Origin of the sequence: Reinekea thalattae, from assembly GCF_008041945.1 — a bacterium.
Taxonomy (GTDB): Bacteria; Pseudomonadota; Gammaproteobacteria; order Pseudomonadales; family Natronospirillaceae; genus Reinekea; species Reinekea thalattae.
Map to the genome: position 1 here is coordinate 1,771,113 of NZ_VKAD01000001.1, position 18,609 is coordinate 1,789,721.

Genomic DNA, 18,609 nt, shown 5'->3' on the forward strand with positions numbered 1-18,609 from the left:
TGTCATTCAATTAACTTTATTGTTGCAACCCCGCCATGACCCTGTCTCTTAAATTAGAAACTGACCGCTTAACCCTTGTTGGCATTAACGACGTCAATGTTAGTTCACTCGAACACTACTATTTGGACAACTATAGTCACTTAGTCAGCAGTGGTGGTTTTACACCTAAAACAAGAAATGATGTCGAAGCGGTTTACCAACAGTGGTATGAAAATATATACAACGAAGAAGAGGTTCGTTTTTTTATATTTTTACAGCAGCAACTGATAGGCGTTTGCGGCCTTAGCAATATTATTCGTGGCGCATTCCACGCTGCTTATTTAGGCTACCATCTCAGTGCGGAGCAACAAAACAAGGGCTACATGACAGAAGCCGTCACCGAAGTTGTTCAGTTTGGTTTTTACGGTTTAAACCTGCATCGCATTATGGCGAACTTTAGACCAGACAACCTTGCCAGTGGCCGAGTATTAGAAAAGGTCGGTTTTATAAAAGAAGGCTATGCTAAAGACTATTTAATGGTAGATGGAATCTGGCAAGACCATATACTCACCGCGCTAACCAATGCTCATTGGGTTAAACGCACCTAAGCATTTTGTTAAAAACCTAAGTATTCATAACAACGAAAGGACACACCTTATGAACAAACCTATGCCGAGCCTCATTGGTCATCGCGGACTGCCAGACTTAGCACCAGAAAATACCAAGTCCAGTGTTGTGACCGCCGCTAAACACGGCATTCGCTGGGTAGAAATCGATGTGACAATGGCTGGCGACGGCTCTTTAGTCATTATGCACGACCCTGATCTTCGCTTATTTGGCCAAGCCGAAACGCGGCTAGTCGATATTGGTAAATCAGAGTTGAGTAGCATCGATGCCGGCAGCTGGTTTGACAGCAATTTTACCGGCGAGCCACTACTGTTTTTGCCTGAGTTGCTCGACTTAGTTATCGGTCATAATTTAGGGCTAAACCTAGAAATAAAGATCAACCCAGATATCGATATGTCACTTCAAGTTAAGGCGGTATATCAATGCCTTTCTGATTTTCATATCACAGCAGAAAATCTTTTAATTTCCAGCTTCGATATGGCGGCACTGGTTGAACTGCGCAAACTCGATCAGAATATTCAAATTGGTGCTCTGGCACAAAAAATTCCAGACCAAACACCGAGTGAACTGGCCTTTATCGCACCGGTTTCGATCCATTGCGATCAAGAACATTTAACCCAAGAACAGGCCGCGCAGCTAAAAGAGCAGTACCCTCTTTATTGCTACACGGTAAATTCTGCAGAAAAATTTGCGCAGTTACTCAGCTGGGGCGTCAGTGGTATTTTTTGTGATCGGGCTCATGCAGAGGACATGATTGCAGTACTTACACATTCATCCAATTAAACCTTAACGACTAATCATCGGTTAATAAATCTGGGGTGATCAGGTGCCCCAGTTTATCCGACTTCACCGATAGGTATTTTTTGTTATGGCTGTTCAAACCCGCCATATGAGTTAGCTGCTCAACCACCTCAACACCAGCTGCTTTTAGCGCTTCAAGTTTTCTCGGATTGTTGGTCATCACCTTCACTTTTTTAATGCCGACATGCTCAAGCATCGTGCTAAGCATTGAGTATTCACGCATATCTGCAGCAAAGCCGAGTTTTTCATTTGCTTCGACGGTATCTAAGCCACAATCCTGTAAGTGGTAGGCGCGTATTTTATTGAGCAAGCCAATGCCTCTGCCTTCTTGGCGCAAATAGAGGATCGCGCCTCGGCCCTGTTCGACTATATTTTTCATTGCCGCTTCAAGTTGTGGGCCGCAGTCGCACTTTAAACTGAACAAGGCATCGCCAGTTAAGCATTCGGAATGAATTCGGATTAAAACAGGTTCGTCACCACTCACATCACCGTAAGTCAGAACCACCTGTTCCTTACCATTATCATCAAAACCGTGCATGTCAAAAGTGCCCATAACCGTCGGCAACTTACAAGACTCTATAAATTTTACAGCCACAAACCTTCCTATCTATTACTTCGCAATGACGCTAATTTAGCATGTCGCTTAATCATTTAATTTGAAAATAACATTCGCTTTTATTAAAGCTGCTGCATCAGTGAGACCATTTCTAATGCTGTGATAGCCGCTTCTTCACCCTTGTTACCTGCTTTTGTGCCAGAACGTTCAATCGCTTGTTCAATTGAGTCGACCGTTAGCACGCCAAAGCTTACTGGTATCGATGCATTCAACGAAACTTGAGCCAAGCCTTTAGTACATTCACCAGCAACATAATCAAAGTGTGGTGTACCACCGCGAATAACAGCACCTAAGGCAATGACCGCATCGTATTTTTTAGTGTCGGCGAGCTTTTGTGCAACAACCGGAAATTCAAACGCGCCTGGAACATAAACAATCTCTATATCTTCATCAGCCGTGCCATGACGCTTCAGCGTATCTAGCGCGCCTTCTTTTAAGTGCTCAACAACAAAGCTATTCCAACGGCTAACAATAATGGCGTACTTACCACGAACATTATTAAGCTGACCTTCAATTACATTAATTGGCATCTTTATTTACCCTTATTAATTCATCTATTTAAAATTCTGTTTAGCTAGCCTAGCGTAACAACACGACTAGCGTTCCAAATACTCAACCACTTCTAAGTCAAAAGCCGATAACGCCTTAAACTTAAAAGCAGAACTCATTAAGCGCATTTTCTTCACACCCAGCTGCTGCAGGATTTGCGAACCTGTACCTATCTGCTTGTAAGCGGCATTTGGATTGCTCGGCGCTTGCTGGCCAGACAGCAACGACTCAATACTTTGTTCGATATCTGCAGAGGTTTCGGCACTGGCAATGTAAACCACCACGCCAACAGACTCTTGCGCCACGCGCGCCAGAGCATCTTTAAAACCCCAGCCTGAGTGGCCTTGCTCGGCAGCGGTTAAGCTAAACACATCTTTGGCAATAGAGCCGACATGCACTCGAACTGGCACCGCTTCAACCAACTGAAGATCACCCTTAACCAACGCAAAGTGGTGCTCATTTTCGGCAGAGTTAAAATAGGTTTTTAAACAAAACTCACCAAACTCGGTATCGACCATGCGTTCATTGACTGGGCTGATATTTTTTTCATACAGCGCCCGGTATTGAATCAAATCGGCGATGGTTCCCATCTTAAGGCCATGCAATTTGGCAAATTTTTCTAATTCTGGACGACGCGCCATGGTGCCATCGTCGTTCATAATCTCAACGATAACCGACGCTGGCTCTAGGCCTGCCAAACGAGCTAAATCGCAACCGGCTTCAGTGTGACCAGCACGGCTTAACACACCTGAAGGCTGAGCCATTAACGGAAATATATGGCCCGGCTGAACAATGTCAGCAGGTTTGGCATCTTTAGCCACCGCAGCCAAAACGGTCGTGGCGCGATCGGCAGCAGAAATGCCAGTCGTCACACCTTCGGCGGCTTCGATAGAAAGGGTAAAGTTGGTGGAATGAGCAGCACCGTTATCGCTAACCATAAGCGATAAATCGAGCTGACGACAACGCTGCTCGGTCAGCGTTAAGCAGATTAAGCCACGTGCATAGCGCGCCATAAAATTAATGTGTTCAGCAGTGACTTTTTCTGCCGCTATGACCAGATCACCTTCGTTTTCGCGATCTTCATCATCCATCAGAATGACCATTTTGCCTTGAGCAATATCGTCGATAATTTCGCTGACGCTGTTCAGTCCAGACCTAGGCGCTGAATCGTCATGTTTTTTTATGATGCTCATAATATGAATTCACTGTGTAAAAAATTGAATTGTGTAATCGTTAATTTAATCGTCACTGGCCCTAACATACACCTAATCGCGCAGCTGGCTTAACCGACAAACCTTACTTTATAAGCTTATTTTAGGTAGCCGTGCTGCGCTAAAAAGCCACTGGTTAAGGCTGAACTATCAGCCTGTTGCAGCGCAGCTTTATCACCCATTAATAGCCGCTCTAAATAACGCGCGATAACATCTACCTCTAAATTCACGCGTGTACCTTTCTTGTAATGCTGAATAATCGTTTCACTGATGGTATGAGGCACTATATTGAGTTGAAACTCATCGCCGTCGACCGCATTCACCGTTAGGCTCGCGCCATCCATCGTAATCGAGCCCTTATGGGCGATATATTTAGCCAACGCTGCCGGAGCCTTTATTACAAAACGTATCGATCGCGCGTCCTGATAACGCTCAACAACTTCACCAACGCCATCAACATGACCACTGACTATGTGACCGCCGAGCCGACTTGTTGGCATCAGCGCCTTCTCTAGGTTCACCAAGGTTCCAGACTGCCACGCTTTAATGGTGGTAAATTCCAGCGTTTCTAATGAAACATCTGCAACAAAGCCATCGTTTAACAGCGATACTGCGGTTAAACAGACACCGTTAGTGGCGATTGAGTCACCTAGTTGGACATCTGCCCAAGGCATGGCTTGTGAACGAATCTGTATACGCACATCGCCAGAGCGTTGCTCAATAGTGGCAATCTCACCAACGGCCTGCACTATACCTGTAAACATACAAACAACCTGCTTATCATTATTTGAAATTTGGCGTAGCGATAATACGCCAATCCGAGCCAACAGGCTCAACCTGCGTTATGGTTAAATCAATGGCTTGCGACATACGTTCAAATGGCAATTGAAATAACGGTCGTGCGCTGGAACCTAATAATTTAGCGGCCATATAGACCACCATTTCATCGACCAAGCCTGCCATCAGATAACTACCGGTAAGGCTAGCACCGGCTTCTACCAACACTTCGTTACATTGCTGCTCAGCTAGCTGAGCTTGCAAGGCATGCAGATCGACGCGACCGTCTTTCTCCGGCAAGCGCCAAACATCGCTGGCACGCTGTATCAACGCGACATCCAATTTCGCTTGCTCAGTAGTGGCGATAATCGTCTGCCCAGGTTGATCAAAAATTGCCGCCTGCGCTGGCGTACGCCCATGACTATCGACAATGATGCGGATCGGCTGTCGCTGGCAATCGGCCAGTCGCACCGTCATCTTAGGATCGTCTTGAATCACAGAATCAACGCCGGTGATAATAGCACAGCTGCGAGCTCGCCAATGCTGTACATCTTGCCGTGCATCAGCACCTGTTATCCATTGGCTCTCACCACTGGCCATTGCGGTACGGGCATCTAAACTCATCGCTGACTTGGTTCGAACAAGCGGCAGGTTATCGGTCATCCGTTTAATAAAACCAGCGTTCAATGCATAGGCCTGCTGTTCCAGAACCGGCCCTGCGACCTCAATACCCGCCTCCTTCAAAGCCTGCAAGCCACGACCACTGACGAGGCTGTTTGGGTCTTGCATGGCAAACACAACCCGCCGAACTTCGGCTTTAATTAACGCTTGGCAACAGGGTGGTGTGCGGCCAAAGTGACTGCATGGCTCTAACGTCACATAGGCAGTTGCGCCTTTAGCTTTATTGCCTGCTTGGCGCAAGGCGTTTACTTCTGCATGCGGCTCGCCGGCTCGTTCATGAAAACCTTCGCCGACCACCTGCTGGTCGGCATCAACAATGACACAGCCAACTCTGGGGTTCGGTGATGTGCTGTATAAGCCGCGCTCAGCCAATTGCAATGCTCGCTGCATCCAAATGCTGTCTACTTCGTTCGTTTGTGCTGCCATAGCTCTCTAACTTGTAACACCTTAACTTGAAACACCCTAACTTATAACGCCTATTCTGATACGAAACGTGATCACCATACGATCACCCATGCTGCAACGCTCACGACTCAACATCTTCAAAATAGTCTTTGAACGGCTGGTAATTATGCAGCGGTTGTAAGATTTCATCTTCAAAAATTTCTTCGCGATAGCTGGCATTAATTTCCACCGAGCGGATCAGGCTTTTAACCGCGTCATCATATTGATCTAACAGCGTATAAGCACAGCCCAACTGGTAATGCGCGTGTGAGTTTTCCTGATCAATATCTAATGCTTGGTTACAAAGGTTAATTGCCCACAAAGGCTCACTGAGTTCCAACACGGCATCGGCTTTATAGGTTAGCGCTTCGGTATCTTCAGGGCTGACCGATAGAATTTGATCGTAAGTCACTATTTTACTCGACGGCGTTAATTCTTGCTGTGCTCTCAACCATAGCGACTGCACTTCTTTCGCCGTTTCTAAATCTTCTTTGTTGGCGGCAATGTCGACTGACTTAGCGCGTAACTGGTTTTCTAAGCTCTGTAATCGGCTTTCATATTCTTCAATCAGTTTTGAAATTTCGGTGTTGGCAAAAGAATGAACTCGCTCTTTAATATCCCGAATCGAGGTCCAACCAACGGCCACTAGAATCGACGACGCCGCTGCAACCAGGTAGAAAAAGTAAGTCACGGTATCTGTTGCATAAGTCACCGCTCGGTCAACCGATTGATGCTCACGATCAAGAATCTGCTGTTGTAGGTCGTTTCGCTGTTCCGCCATCTGCACTCGGAGTGAGCGCAAGTCATCCAAAATATAGCGTTCAATAAATGGTGAATACATGGCTTCATCGAGTTCATCGACCGCCAATTCAACTGCCTGATCGTCGTAAGCTTGACCGGAAACATCATCATCGGCAGCTAACGCGAACGACATGAGACAGCTAACGCACACCAGCAATACGCGCGCAACGCTATGAATTAGATTAAAACCTGACACTTGCACTACCCCTACATCTGTAAATTTACAGCCTTGTTAAAACGCAACAAAGCCGCGACATCATTTGACCGTTAACCATAGCAGCAAACCTTCGAGCATCAAAAAACCGCGATCGACAACAGCAACATTGGCTTGGCTAAGTACGGTTTGCTGGCTATCATCGCCCTTTAGGCTCTCAAGGTATTCCAAGATGACGATGTCCACGCTGTTACTGCTAAAAAATGCTCAACTATACGCACCTAAGTTTTTGGGCACAAAGGATGTCCTGTTAAGCGCAGGTAAAATAATTGCTATAAGTGATCAGATTAAGCTGGATTCTAACCTTGATGTAACAGAATACGATTGCCAGCAGGCTATTTTATGCCCTGGGTTTGTCGACACCCTGACGCATGTAACCGGAGGCGGCGGTGAAGGTGGTTTTGCTACTCGAACACCAGAAATGCAACTGACCGACGCTATTCTCGGTGGCGTTACCACGGTGACCGGCGCGCTCGGTACCGACGGCGTATGCCGCACACATAAAGAATTACTCGCCAAAATCAAAGCCTTAAAAGAAGAAGGTTTATCGGGCTATTTTTATACTGGCAATTACCATTATCCAATTGTCACGCTAACCGGATCTGTCGAACAGGACATCATGTTTATCGACGAATGCATTGGCGTTGGCGAAGTTGCCATTGCCGACCATCGCGGCAGCCAAATTACTTGGCAAGAACTGGCTCGCCTCGCTTCTCAAGCACGCGTGGCTGGCATGTGCTCAAACAAAGCGGGCATCGTCAGTATTCACACTGGCAGTAACCAGCAAATGCTAACGCCATTGTTTGAAGCCGCGGCACAGAGCGCCATTCCACTCAGCGCTTTCTACCCGACCCATATAAATCGTAATGCCAAACTGCTTGAGCAGGGCATAGAATTTAACAAACAGGGCGGCACTATCGATTTTACCGCCAGCACGACGCCAGAAATTTTAGCTCGCGGTGAAGTGCTCTGCGCTCAAGCATTAAAAATAGCGCTCGATGCCGGCGCCGATGAAGACCGCATTACCTTTAGTACCGATGGCCACGCCAGCTTGCCAGTATTTAATGATCAGGGTGAATTGGTCAGCCTTAAAACTGGCTCAATGACATCGCTACATGAACAGCTGGTACGCGCAGTGAAAGAGTTTAACGTTGAATTATCGACCGCGTTAAAAACCGTTAGCCAAAACCCAGCTCGCATTCTGAAACTAGAAAACAAAGGCCAGATCGAAATAGGCCGCGATGCTGATCTATTGTTATTGCAGCCTGATTGCCTTAGCCTAAATGGCGTTATAGCAAAAGGCCATTGGATGATGAAAGATAAAAAACTACTCCGGCGAGGCATGTTCGAAACGCAACGTTAAACATCATCCCCCTGACTTCGGAGTGAATCGTGCCACTGTCTATTGGCTTTATTTTATTACCCAATTACTCATCCATGAGTTATGTCTCAGCAATGGAGCCGCTGCTGATGTGCAATGAATTGATGGGTGAGAGCAGTTTCGAATTTTTTACGGTCTCGCTGAAAAACCACAAAACAGTGTCTAGCCTAGGTAACTCGGTAGACACTCATTACTGCTTAGACGACGCACCCGAAGCCGATTGTTGGGTAGTCGCAGGTACAACTCCAGCACGTCACACCGACTCTCAAGCACTCACCGAATTCTTAAAATCAAAGCATCAAAAAACATTAATCGGTCTTGCCTCTGGCAGTTACAGCCTAGCCAATGCCGATCAGCTGGATGGCTACCGCGCCGTTGTGCATTGCTTATCTTATGAATCACTGATGGTCAATCACAAGGCAATTTTGCTGGCTCAAGAGCAATTCTGTATCGATCGAGGCAGACTCACTTGCCGTGGTGGCAGCGCCAGTTTAGACCTCATGCTGATGTGGATTGCCCAACTGATCGGTGCCGAAACCGCAGAAGCAATTTCGAAACACTTTGTTAACGAGCGCCTAGGCAGCGCTGACTCAATTTCTCATCAACAGCTCAATGCGCGCACAAAACTGGAACAACCTAAATTAGCCGAAGCGTTAACGCTGATGGAAAATAACATTGAAGAACCCTTAAGTACCGACGACATTGCCTATCACGTCGCCATGAGTCGCCGCCAGCTGGAACGACTGTTTAAAAAGCACCTCAATTCAGTACCTAGCCGCTATTATTTAAGAGTGCGTTTAGAAAAAGCACGTGCGCTGCTGTTTAGCAGTCAACGTAGCTTGGCAGAAATTGGTTTAAGTTGTGGTTTTTCTTCTGGTGCTCACTTTTCGACTGCTTACCGAAACCAATATGGACTGACGCCTTCGGAAGACAGAAGCTTACACTCCGCCGTTGGTAAAATTGAAAACCTATAACGATAGGATGATCGTTAAAAAATTTTAACCGGCGCGCCGTTAACTGAACATCAATAATTTAACGCCCAACAAGCAATAGATTAGCGATGAGGCTTTCAGTAACGGACGGCGGCAGCGGTTGTATACCTTTAAAAAACCAGAACAGGAAAAAACTAGCGCAAATGAACTGTGCGTAATGAACGACAAAATAAAGGTGCCGCCAATCACCGATGCCGCAACCCAAGTAGGTGAGTCTTTATAAATTGAAAGCGAAGCAATGGCTAACCAGCCAAACGCTGACTTAGGGTTAGTCATCATCAACAGATAACCGGAAACAAAAAATTCGCTCAATTTCTTTGCTGGTAAACTCTCGTTAATCTGTTCCTGCTCGCTAGATGCTTTAAATACTTTATAGCCAATATAAATAAGATAAGCGCCACCTAGCAGCTTAATCAACCAAAGCACATAGTCGTAACTGGCAATAAAATGCGTTAAACCGACAACCGTTAAAATACTCCACGTCAATGAACCCATAGCAATGCCGACACCAAACAAAGTGCCCGCAGCTCGGCCACGCTCAAGTGTGGTTGTCAGAATCCCCATCAAATTAGGGCCCGGTGTCAAAAGTGCTAACAGTACGGCGACGTAGGTCAGTAATAAGCCAATAATGTATTCATTCATCGGGTGTCATCCTTACCCTAATATTTATTATTTTTTCTTAATGGCATGCATTCGGTACTCCAAAACCAAATCTCGATGCTTTATTTTTTAGCCTGTTTTTTAACTCGATAGCTATCGCTATAGGTTTTATTTTTATAATTATTCAAATTTTACAGCTACTGTATTTTTATAACCAAGCAGCTTTTATAACCGCTGAACTTTACTAGCCGATTACAGTACAGCAACCGACTTTAGCTGAATCCATAACTCTGTATTGATTTCAATCGCCAAGCTGTTCAATGAATAACGGCTGATTTGCGCCAATATTTTTTGACCACTTGCTAGCTCAGTCGTCACTAACATTTCTGCGCTTAATCTTGCCGGCTCTATAGCCAGCACCTTTGCTGGGAAAATATTTAAGATACTGCTGTCTGTTGGTTTTGATAAACATAGACTGACGTCACTGGCAAACACGCGGCAACGTTGACGCGAGCCGATTGCAAACGGCCGATGAGTAATCCTTAAACAGGTTTTAACATCTCTGTGCTGATCATGATAAAGCTCTAGTTCGGTTAAGCCATCTTTAGCACTTTGACCCACCACCTCGCCTTCTAATAAACTGCTGGCGCCATCAATAAACAGATCGTTATTTTTTTGTGCCAGCAAAACCTCTCCGATATCGCCACTGGCAATCACCGAACCTTGGCGAAGAATGCACAAATAATCGGCCAACCGAGCAACTTCATCAGCAGCATGGCTGACATAAACCACCGGTATAGAAAGTTGCTGATTAAGGCGCTCTAAATACGGCAAAATATCTTGCTTGCGATTTGCATCCAGCGCCGATAACGGCTCATCCATTAATAGCAAAGCTGGCGAAGTCAGTAGTGCTCGCGCAATCGCTACGCGCTGTCGCTCACCACCGGACAATGCTGCCGGAAAACGCTTAAGCATTGTTTCGATGCCTAACAAAGACACCACTTCATCGTAGTTGACCGTTCGCGATGTCGCTGCGACTCGGGATAATCCAAACTGTAAATTTTGTTCCACACTCAAGTGCGAAAACAAACTGGCTTCTTGAAATACATAACCGATTTGACGCTTATGAGGCGGAATAAAAATACCGCGCGCCTCGTCTTGCCATACTTCACCGGCAACAGAAAAGTTGCTATTCGGTAGTCGTTCTAGCCCGGCCATGGCACGTAAGCAGGTGGTTTTCCCTGAGCCAGAATGACCAAAGAGCGCACTCACTCCATGGCTTGGCAAGTTAAGTTCAACGTCCAAGCAAAAATCACCACGGTCGACCTGAAAACGACATTCTAATTGCGTCATAAGGTGCCTCGATTCGCCATGCGTTGATTAACAAAGTAAATCGCCAGTAACGCGATGAAAGAAAACGCAACCATACCGGCAGCAAGCCAATGCGCTTGCGCATATTCTAAGGATTCTACGCGGTTAAATATTTCTACCGACAACACACGTGTCCGGCCTGGAATATTGCCACCAATCATCAGCACGACGCCAAACTCGCCAATGGTGTGGCAAAAGCCCATCACAATGGCAGTTAAAAAACCTGGCCGAGCCAAGGGCAACACAACATAATAAAATCGATTCCACGGCCCTGAACGCAATGTGGCGGCAACCTCCAAAGGCCGTTTACCAATGGCCTCAAAAGCATTTTGCAATGGCTGCACAACAAAGGGTAACGAATGTAAAGCGCAGGCGATTGCAATGCCCGCAAAACTAAACGGCAACAAGCCTAAACCCAAAAACTGACTTAGCTGGCCAATCGGACCATTAGGGCCTAACAACAACAGTAGATAAAAACCCAAAACGGTTGGAGGTAACACCAGAGGCAGTGCCACAATCGAAGAGACAAACAATTTAAGTTTTGAATGGGTTTGCGACAACCACCAAGCAATCGGCGTCGCTACAAGCAATAGCAGGCTAGTGACGACAACAGCCAATTTAATAGTTAAAAAAATCACGCCGACATCTAACACGATCAATATCCTTTACTGGCTTTATTTAGCCGCGCTGCATAAATATGAGGTTATAGATTATTACAGCTGATAACCAAAGTCTTGAATAAGCTGCCGGATCTGATCGGTTTGTAAAAATTGCCAAAGCTGTTCAGCTGCTTCGTTTGCTTGTGCGCCTTTTACTTGCCCGCCTTTTAAGAGTACCGCATCCTGTTTGATCGGTTGATACATTGATTCGGGAACCAGCCAAGCCGAGCCATAAGGAATATCGCCATCTTCAAGCACCTGAGAAAGCGACAAAAACCCAGCCGGAACCGTTCCGCTAATCAAATATTGATAGGTTTGCGATAAATTTTGCCCTTCAACCAGCTTACCTTGATACTGTTCAAGCAGGCCTAGCCTGGTTAACACCTCGACCGCCGCCTGACCATAGGGCGCTGTTTTCGGATTAGCGATAGCAATCAGCGGCAGTTCACCGTTAACCAACTTACTGGCTTGAGCATCGATAACGTCAGCTTTCGGCGACCAAAAAACCAATCGCCCCTTGGCGTAAGTAAAACGACTTTGCTCCACTATTAAATGCTTGCTTTCTAACAAGGCTGGTCGCTGTTGATCGGCAGCCAAAAAAAGATCGTACGGCGCACCCTGCGTAATTTGCGCATAGAGAGCGCCTGTTGAGGCAGCTGACAACTCAACCTCGTGATTCGTCTGCGCCTCAAATAGCGCACTGATATGCTGCATCGGCAGATAGAAATTTGCGGCAACAGCCACGCGAACAGTTTCAGCCTTTAAACCCTGCATCGATAGCAGCAGTATGATCAAAACGGAGTAAAAAAAACCCATCGCTTGCCCCTTTTAACAGTTACATCGTTTGGCTGGGGAACTTATCATTGCCTGTCAATTCCATTGACTTAGGCTCTTTGTATTTAGCGAAGTAAGAGACAAGGTACGAAATCCAAATTCCGACGATGCCGAATAATATTGAAACAGCCAACCAAAGCAGTTTATTACGACCAATGGTTTTCATGTGCCGAGTTATTGCAAAGAAATACACGAAGATATTTAAAAAGCAGAACAGCCAAAATAACAACAACACCGACACAATCACTTCTTGGTATTGAGTTAAGGCGATTACAAGATCCGTGCCTAAAATAGACATACCGCTGATTATCGATTGATTAACCTGTTCCAAGCCAGCCGTCGCAAAGGTAGCTAAATAAAACAGGTTCACAAAAATAAAGCTGCTATCCAGCAGCTTTCGTCCTTTAAAAAACATAAGCCTATGCCAACTGTCAGTAATATAAGAACTGACTATAACATAATGATCAGTGTGCCATAGCTGCCAATTACTCATCCAATGTCGGCAATGCAACAACAGAGAACCAAAAATTCTCCACAGCATTAACCACATCCACAAACTGACTGAGATTAATCGGCTTAACCACATAGCTATTGGCATGCAGATCGTAGGTTTTTACGATGTCTTTTTCTGCTTGTGAGCTGGTCAACACCACCACCGGTATGCGCTTAAGCACATCGCTATTTTTTATTTTATCGAGTACTTGTCGGCCGTCGACTTTAGGAAGATTTAAGTCCAATAGGATTAACTCGGGTCGCTTAGCTTGCTGGTAGTCACCTTCGCGGAACAAATACTGCAAAGCCTCTTCACCATCTTTAACGACCTGAAGGTTGTTGAGAATTTTTGCTTCCGAGAAAGCCTCTTGGGTAAGCACGACATCACCCGGATTGTCCTCAACTAATAGAATCTCTATGGGTTTCACGCGTCTACTCTCCATTTGTTTTTCCTTTTGATCGAGCGTTAATGTATTTATTTTGGTAATGTAAAATAAAAAGTACTGCCTTTACCCAGAGCCGACTCGGCCCAAAGTTGGCCTCCCATTGCCTCGACAGATTTTCGACAAATAGATAAACCCATGCCCGTGCCACTGTACTCATCCTTAGCATGTAAGCGCTGGAAGGGTTCAAAAATTTTTTCAATATATTCTGACTTCATACCGATGCCGTTATCCGTTACTGAAAACAAATAATCAAACATGCGTTCTTCAAAGCCCACATCAACAATTGGGTTTTGTTTCTTTTTTCGATACTTCAATGCATTGCCTAATAAATTTTGAAAGATCGACACCATTCGAACAGGGTCAACATGTACGGTCGGCAAACCTTGCTGCGGCCAATTTATTTGCGCATCTGATCGCTCAATGCTGTCATACAAATTCTCGGTAACGACTTTTTTCAGTTTATTTAAATCGTAGCGTTTTTTAACCTGACTGCCTTTGCCAATACGCGCATATTCTAATAAGCCCTTAACCAACTCTCGCATTCGTATAGCGCCGTCGTTAGCATAACGAATATACTCAAGTCCCTGATCACCTAACTGGTCGCCATAGCGTTTAGCCAGTAGTTCAGTAAAATTTGTGATCATCCGCAATGGTTCTTGTAAATCGTGTGACGCGACATAGGCAAAACGCTCCAACTCCATATAGGATTGCATTATTTCTTGCTGGGCATTTTTTTTCTGCGTTATATCGTCGATAGACCCGGCCATGCGAAGAGGGTTATCAAGCTCATCCCAAAGCGCCTGACCTCTGGCATGCACCCATATATAATGACCATCGCTACACACAATTTGATATTCAATGTCGTAAGGCGTTTTTTCTTCTAAATGCCGGTTTAAGGCGCGCTCAACCTGATCTCTATTGTCGATGTGAACCATCGTTAAAAACGACGTTATCGAAGGACTAAAACTTTTATCGGCATAACCTAATATTTCGTAAAACCTCGGCGACCAATACAAGTTATCGCTTTTAATATCCCAATCCCACAAACCAACCGAAGAGCCCGATACGGCTATTTCATAACGCTCTTCACTATTACGCAAAGCCTGTTCTATTTCTTTTCGTTTAGTAATGTCCCGGCTTATACCTAAAATAAGCGGATCACCATTTGGGTCGGTAAATCGAATTTTTTTTGTTTCCAGCAGGTGTTTATTACCATCAGGAAAGATCACCTCTTCTTCGGTCTCTGAACGGCCTTGCTCGAACGCTAATCGATCCTGTTCTAAAAAATGCTTCGTTGTCTCATCGCTAAAGGGCTTGGTGGCTTTAGTGCCCATAACCTTATCGCGACTTTGCTCAGCATACATGGCTAAAAAAGCTTGGTTCGCATCGATCAGCCGTGATCGCTTATCTTTTACAAACAATAAATCCGGTATACTTTCTTTAACTAATTCTAAGTAATCGTGCGACTGCTCTATCTTTTTTAAACTTAACTGATTGCTAATTTCTGAAGATACCCACTGTGCAACTAATCTAACAAAACTCTTTTCTGATTTACTAAAGGCCGTGGCTCGTTTCTCTTTTTTAAAGTATGCCAAGGTGCCGTAGGCTTCATTGTTTACAAACAGTGAAGTGCCGATGTAAGCATTAAATGGATTTTTAATATAGCACTGATCATTTTTAAGCTGACTGCGAGAAACATCTTGCCAAGCACGCACCGAAGCGGAACCTATTAGGTAAGAACAGTAGGCCTCTGTGTAATGTTGTCGGTCACCCACTTTAAAGGCTGAACTGGGCAGCACATAAAGTACTTCACATTCATCACCCTCAACCTGAGTAATCTTAGCCTGCTCCAAACCTAAGTATTCAATCCCTAGCTCCAATACTTTGATAATTTTTTGCTCTGAAGAATATTTATTGCTCAGCACTAAACCATGAAATCGATTCAGGACATCCTCTGCTTTAGTATCCTCTTCAAACTGGAAAGACGCTTCTTGCAACGCAACGATGGTACCAACAAACAAACGCTCGCCATCGGCTTTCACTTCATTAACATTCAGTTTTATTGGGAATACCGTGCCGTCTTTTTTTTGCGCGGTCACTTCACGACCAATACCGATGACTCGTTTTTGACCGGTATGAATATAATCGGATATGTAGTGATCATGCTCATCTTGATAGGGCTTTGGCATAAGTATGGTCACCGGCTGGCCAACTGCCTCATCAGCAGTATATTGAAACAACTGTTCAGCCGCCTGGTTAAAGCTCAGCATCTGACCCCTTTCATTAATAATAATGGTGCCAGTAGGGATGCTTTTTAATACTTGATCCGCCGAAAAGCTTTTTAAAATATCATCGCTTACCTTCATTTAAACCTCTGATATAACGTTCAATATTCACTGACACCAAGCAATGACAGCTGCAGAAGCGGCGCTGAATTTGAATCGGCTCACACAAATAAAACCCGAATCAATATAGTCCAGCCTACTCTATAGCGCCATTATCAATTTGGTAAGCTACAATAAGTCGACTATTAAATGAGGCGACAGTTTTGGACTCTGATCACAAAAATGAAATTCTGATGAGACCTTTTATCGAAGAGCTGATTCGAGGGCTCATTCACGACCTAGGCGCACCGGCTCGCCACATTGTCTTTTTTTCGAATATGCTCAACGAACAGGTTAAAGAGGGTGTTAGTGAAAAACACAAGCAGTGGCTTAATTTCATTAATGAAGGCGGCACCAATATTCAGACCATGCTCAATAGTCTGGAGTTTATCGACCAGATCAGTCAGCAAGCCAGTCAGCACGATTCTGTCGACCTAAAACCCTTATTCGAACAAGAGTTAAGTCTTTTGACAAAAAATCACAATTACTCGGCGAGCGATATCGAGTGCACGATAAGTGGCGACTGGCCAGTGATCGAAGCCAGTAAAATGCACTGGCAAACATTGTTCTCCTGTTTGCTGGATAACGCGCTGACCTATCAGCCCAAAGACGAAAAGCCTAAAATTTGTTTAACCGCCCACCTGCAAACCGCAGAATCTCAGCTAACCTTTTTTTTAGATGACAACGGGATTGGTTTAAGCAAGGAGCAACAAACGGATATTACCCGTCCGTTTAAACGCCTACACAGCCACGACGATTATCCTGGACTTGGGATGGGGCTTTCTTATTGCAAGTTAATCGCGGAGCTGCATAACGCCAGCTTAAGGTTTGAACGCTCGCCAACGGGCGGTCTTAGAGTCATCTATCAGCAGCGCCTTTAATTGCAATTGCTGAGTTTATTATTTCATTAAACGACTGGATGATTTTTAAGTAGTGATGAATCTTGTAAGGCAACCGATGCTAGAACCCTCAGGTCACATGCTGCAAAACTATGCAGCCAGTGAACACCTTTTCTTGATGGCTGAAGACAACCCCATCGATGCCGCTATGTTTTCAGAAATGTTTTGCCAAGCATTTGGCCGCAGTGTCCAGCTTGTTTGTGTCGATCGATTCGATAAGATCCCAGAACAACTCAACACACGTCAGTTCGATGCGTTAATTCTCGATTTGGATTTACCCGACAGCTCTGGCATTGAAAACATTCAAAAAATTAAGCAACCCTACCCAAACTTGCCGATCATTGTATTAACCGGCAATGACGATTTAAGCTTGGCTCTGGATTCATTACAAAATGGTGCGCAAGATTATTTATCGAAAAATAAGGTGACGCCCGATCTGCTCACGCGCAGTATTTTTTACGCCAAAGAGCGCAAGCAAAGTGAATTAGAACTTAAGGGCGCGCTAGATGATTTATACACCAAAAACATTCAACTCGAATCTCTTGCCAAGCACGACTCATTAACCGGGCTTGCAAACCGATCTTACTTTCATGATGAAGCCAATCATATTTTAACGCGCGCAAAACGGCATGAGCTAAAGTCTGCCTTACTCTATTTTGATCTAAATAATTTTAAAAAGATTAACGACAGCTATGGTCACTTAGCAGGCGATACACTGCTAAAACAGACAGCCGATCGGCTTAGACTTGTTGTGCGTGAATCGGATTTTATTGCCCGCTTAGGTGGCGATGAGTTTGTTATTATTACCGATATTTTAAGCCATAAAGAAGAGGTGTTTCCATTAATTCAACGTATTGAAGAGCAATTCAATTATCCGTTTGAAATTGGTCCGCACCAATTAGAAATGAAGCCTTCGATCGGTATTGCTTTTTATCCTGATGCTGACAACCTCGACGCTCTAATTAAGCAGGCCGACTTTGCCATGTACGAGGCGAAAAAGAACAAAGGCAATAACATCTGCTTTTATTCAGAAAAAATCGCCCAACAACATTACCGCAATAAAGATATTGAAAATCATCTAATCGAGGCAATAGAACAGGGCGAACTGTTCACGGCTTTCCAACCAATTGTTTCTGTACAACCCGGAAAGCCTGTACATTTTGAAGCGCTGGCACGTTGGAAATCGAAAAGTCTGGGTAATATTCGCCCAGATGAATTTATTCCTATTGCCGAGAGCACGCCGCTTATCAATAGCATTACTCAAGTCATGACCCGCAACACCAAACTGCTATTGGAATTAAGCAAACACCGTCGACAGCCTATAGGCAGCATCTCGATTAACGTCAGCGCTCGGCAGTTAACTTGCAAAAACTTTGGCCAAACTTTTTTACAGTGGCTTGATGAACAAAACATCGATAGCCAACATATTTGCTTAGAGCTCACCGAAACCCAAGCCATTGAAAACTACCAACAATGCTTAGACCAGTTTATGTTTTTACGCAGCCAAGGCATTAAGATTTCACTCGATGATTTTGGCAGTGGCTTTGCCTCAACCAATCATCTGCTGGATTTACCCTTCGATATTATTAAGTTAGATAAGCAACTGATTCGCTGCATCGATAAAAACACCCGTGGCCAGGCTTTGGTCGCTGGCACCATTGAGATGGCGCATCGGCTCAATATGACGGTCATCGCCGAAGGCATGGAAAATTTTGAAGAGCGCCAAACCGTTATCGATTTAGGCTGCGATTACTTACAGGGTTTTTTGATCGCCAAACCACTTTCGTTAGGTGCCGCAGCGTCATTTTCACAATGCGGGCCAAGCCAACCATTTAGCCGCCAAAGCTAGCG

Annotated in this window: 20 protein-coding genes; 6 read left to right on the top strand and 14 right to left on the bottom strand. The window is 44.9% G+C overall.

Translation table 11 applies throughout. The features are described from left to right. Window positions 1-35 precede the first annotated feature (35 nt). Both FME95_RS08015 and FME95_RS08020 read left to right on the top strand, forming a co-directional pair. Window positions 36-587, top strand: a complete 552-nt coding sequence (locus FME95_RS08015) for a GNAT family N-acetyltransferase (protein WP_147713865.1) — start codon at window positions 36-38, stop codon at window positions 585-587. Window positions 588-636: 49 nt separating this feature from the next. Beyond that, the gene (locus FME95_RS08020) at window positions 637-1,389 is read left to right on the top strand and encodes a glycerophosphodiester phosphodiesterase family protein (RefSeq protein ID WP_187265475.1); all 753 of its coding nucleotides are present in this window, start codon (window positions 637-639) and stop codon (window positions 1,387-1,389) included. A gap of 10 nt (window positions 1,390-1,399) precedes the next feature. On the opposite strand, the gene ribA is transcribed toward FME95_RS08020, so the two are convergent. From ribA to FME95_RS13630, 7 genes are all read right to left on the bottom strand, one after another. After that, window positions 1,400-2,002 (bottom strand): GTP cyclohydrolase II, encoded by a 603-nt coding sequence (gene ribA / locus FME95_RS08025; RefSeq protein WP_147713867.1) that lies wholly within the window; start codon window positions 2,000-2,002, stop codon window positions 1,400-1,402. Between the two features lie 83 nt (window positions 2,003-2,085). After that, entirely contained in the window at window positions 2,086-2,553 is a 468-nt protein-coding gene (gene ribH / locus FME95_RS08030; protein WP_147713868.1) for a 6,7-dimethyl-8-ribityllumazine synthase, read from the bottom strand. Window positions 2,554-2,619: 66 nt separating this feature from the next. Next, a complete protein-coding gene (gene ribBA, locus FME95_RS08035) occupies window positions 2,620-3,765 on the bottom strand; it encodes a bifunctional 3,4-dihydroxy-2-butanone-4-phosphate synthase/GTP cyclohydrolase II (protein WP_147713869.1) in 1,146 nt (381 codons plus the stop codon). 116 nt (window positions 3,766-3,881) lie between these two features. Beyond that, a complete protein-coding gene (locus FME95_RS08040; protein ID WP_147713870.1) occupies window positions 3,882-4,547 on the bottom strand; it encodes a riboflavin synthase in 666 nt (221 codons plus the stop codon). A 19-nt stretch (window positions 4,548-4,566) separates the two neighbouring features. Further along, window positions 4,567-5,667, bottom strand: a complete 1,101-nt coding sequence (ribD, locus tag FME95_RS08045; protein ID WP_147713871.1) for a bifunctional diaminohydroxyphosphoribosylaminopyrimidine deaminase/5-amino-6-(5-phosphoribosylamino)uracil reductase RibD — start codon at window positions 5,665-5,667, stop codon at window positions 4,567-4,569. 100 nt (window positions 5,668-5,767) lie between these two features. Further along, on the bottom strand, window positions 5,768-6,619 hold the full coding sequence (locus FME95_RS08050) for a tetratricopeptide repeat protein (RefSeq protein WP_147713872.1): 852 nt from the start codon (window positions 6,617-6,619) through the stop codon (window positions 5,768-5,770). A 123-nt stretch (window positions 6,620-6,742) separates the two neighbouring features. Beyond that, entirely contained in the window at window positions 6,743-6,886 is a 144-nt protein-coding gene (locus tag FME95_RS13630; protein WP_187265476.1) for a hypothetical protein, read from the bottom strand. Between FME95_RS13630 and iadA the strand changes: the two genes are divergently transcribed. Together iadA and FME95_RS08060 are read left to right on the top strand one after the other, a co-directional pair. Continuing rightward, window positions 6,873-8,063 (top strand): beta-aspartyl-peptidase, encoded by a 1,191-nt coding sequence (iadA, locus tag FME95_RS08055; RefSeq protein WP_246109340.1) that lies wholly within the window; start codon window positions 6,873-6,875, stop codon window positions 8,061-8,063. The genes FME95_RS13630 and iadA overlap by 14 nt on opposite strands. Before the next feature lie 29 nt (window positions 8,064-8,092). Further along, a complete protein-coding gene (locus tag FME95_RS08060) occupies window positions 8,093-9,055 on the top strand; it encodes a GlxA family transcriptional regulator (RefSeq protein ID WP_147713873.1) in 963 nt (320 codons plus the stop codon). Window positions 9,056-9,094: 39 nt separating this feature from the next. Here FME95_RS08060 and FME95_RS08065 read toward each other — a convergent pair whose 3' ends face one another. The 7 genes from FME95_RS08065 to FME95_RS08095 form a co-directional block, all read right to left on the bottom strand. Continuing rightward, complete coding sequence (locus FME95_RS08065) at window positions 9,095-9,715, bottom strand: LysE family translocator (RefSeq protein WP_147713874.1); 621 nt, start codon at window positions 9,713-9,715, stop codon at window positions 9,095-9,097. Window positions 9,716-9,925: 210 nt separating this feature from the next. Further along, window positions 9,926-11,026, bottom strand: coding sequence for a molybdenum ABC transporter ATP-binding protein (gene modC, locus FME95_RS08070; RefSeq protein WP_147713875.1), 1,101 nt, complete (start codon window positions 11,024-11,026; stop codon window positions 9,926-9,928). Continuing rightward, on the bottom strand, window positions 11,023-11,697 hold the full coding sequence (gene modB / locus FME95_RS08075; protein ID WP_147713876.1) for a molybdate ABC transporter permease subunit: 675 nt from the start codon (window positions 11,695-11,697) through the stop codon (window positions 11,023-11,025). The genes modC and modB overlap by 4 nt, the downstream gene beginning before the upstream one ends. A gap of 60 nt (window positions 11,698-11,757) precedes the next feature. After that, a complete protein-coding gene (modA, locus tag FME95_RS08080; protein ID WP_147713877.1) occupies window positions 11,758-12,519 on the bottom strand; it encodes a molybdate ABC transporter substrate-binding protein in 762 nt (253 codons plus the stop codon). Window positions 12,520-12,538: 19 nt separating this feature from the next. After that, window positions 12,539-12,952: a hypothetical protein gene (locus FME95_RS08085; RefSeq protein ID WP_147713878.1), complete on the bottom strand. Its 414-nt coding sequence runs from the start codon at window positions 12,950-12,952 to the stop codon at window positions 12,539-12,541. A gap of 70 nt (window positions 12,953-13,022) precedes the next feature. After that, on the bottom strand, window positions 13,023-13,472 hold the full coding sequence (locus tag FME95_RS08090; protein WP_147713879.1) for a response regulator: 450 nt from the start codon (window positions 13,470-13,472) through the stop codon (window positions 13,023-13,025). A 32-nt stretch (window positions 13,473-13,504) separates the two neighbouring features. Continuing rightward, entirely contained in the window at window positions 13,505-15,841 is a 2,337-nt protein-coding gene (locus FME95_RS08095) for a PAS domain-containing sensor histidine kinase (RefSeq protein ID WP_147713880.1), read from the bottom strand. A 212-nt stretch (window positions 15,842-16,053) separates the two neighbouring features. Here FME95_RS08095 and FME95_RS08100 point away from each other — a divergent pair, with 212 nt between their 5' ends. Both FME95_RS08100 and FME95_RS08105 read left to right on the top strand, forming a co-directional pair. Next, the gene (locus FME95_RS08100; protein WP_147713881.1) at window positions 16,054-16,740 is read left to right on the top strand and encodes a sensor histidine kinase; all 687 of its coding nucleotides are present in this window, start codon (window positions 16,054-16,056) and stop codon (window positions 16,738-16,740) included. 76 nt (window positions 16,741-16,816) lie between these two features. After that, window positions 16,817-18,607, top strand: a complete 1,791-nt coding sequence (locus FME95_RS08105) for an EAL domain-containing protein (RefSeq protein ID WP_187265477.1) — start codon at window positions 16,817-16,819, stop codon at window positions 18,605-18,607. Window positions 18,608-18,609: the final 2 nt, after the last annotated feature.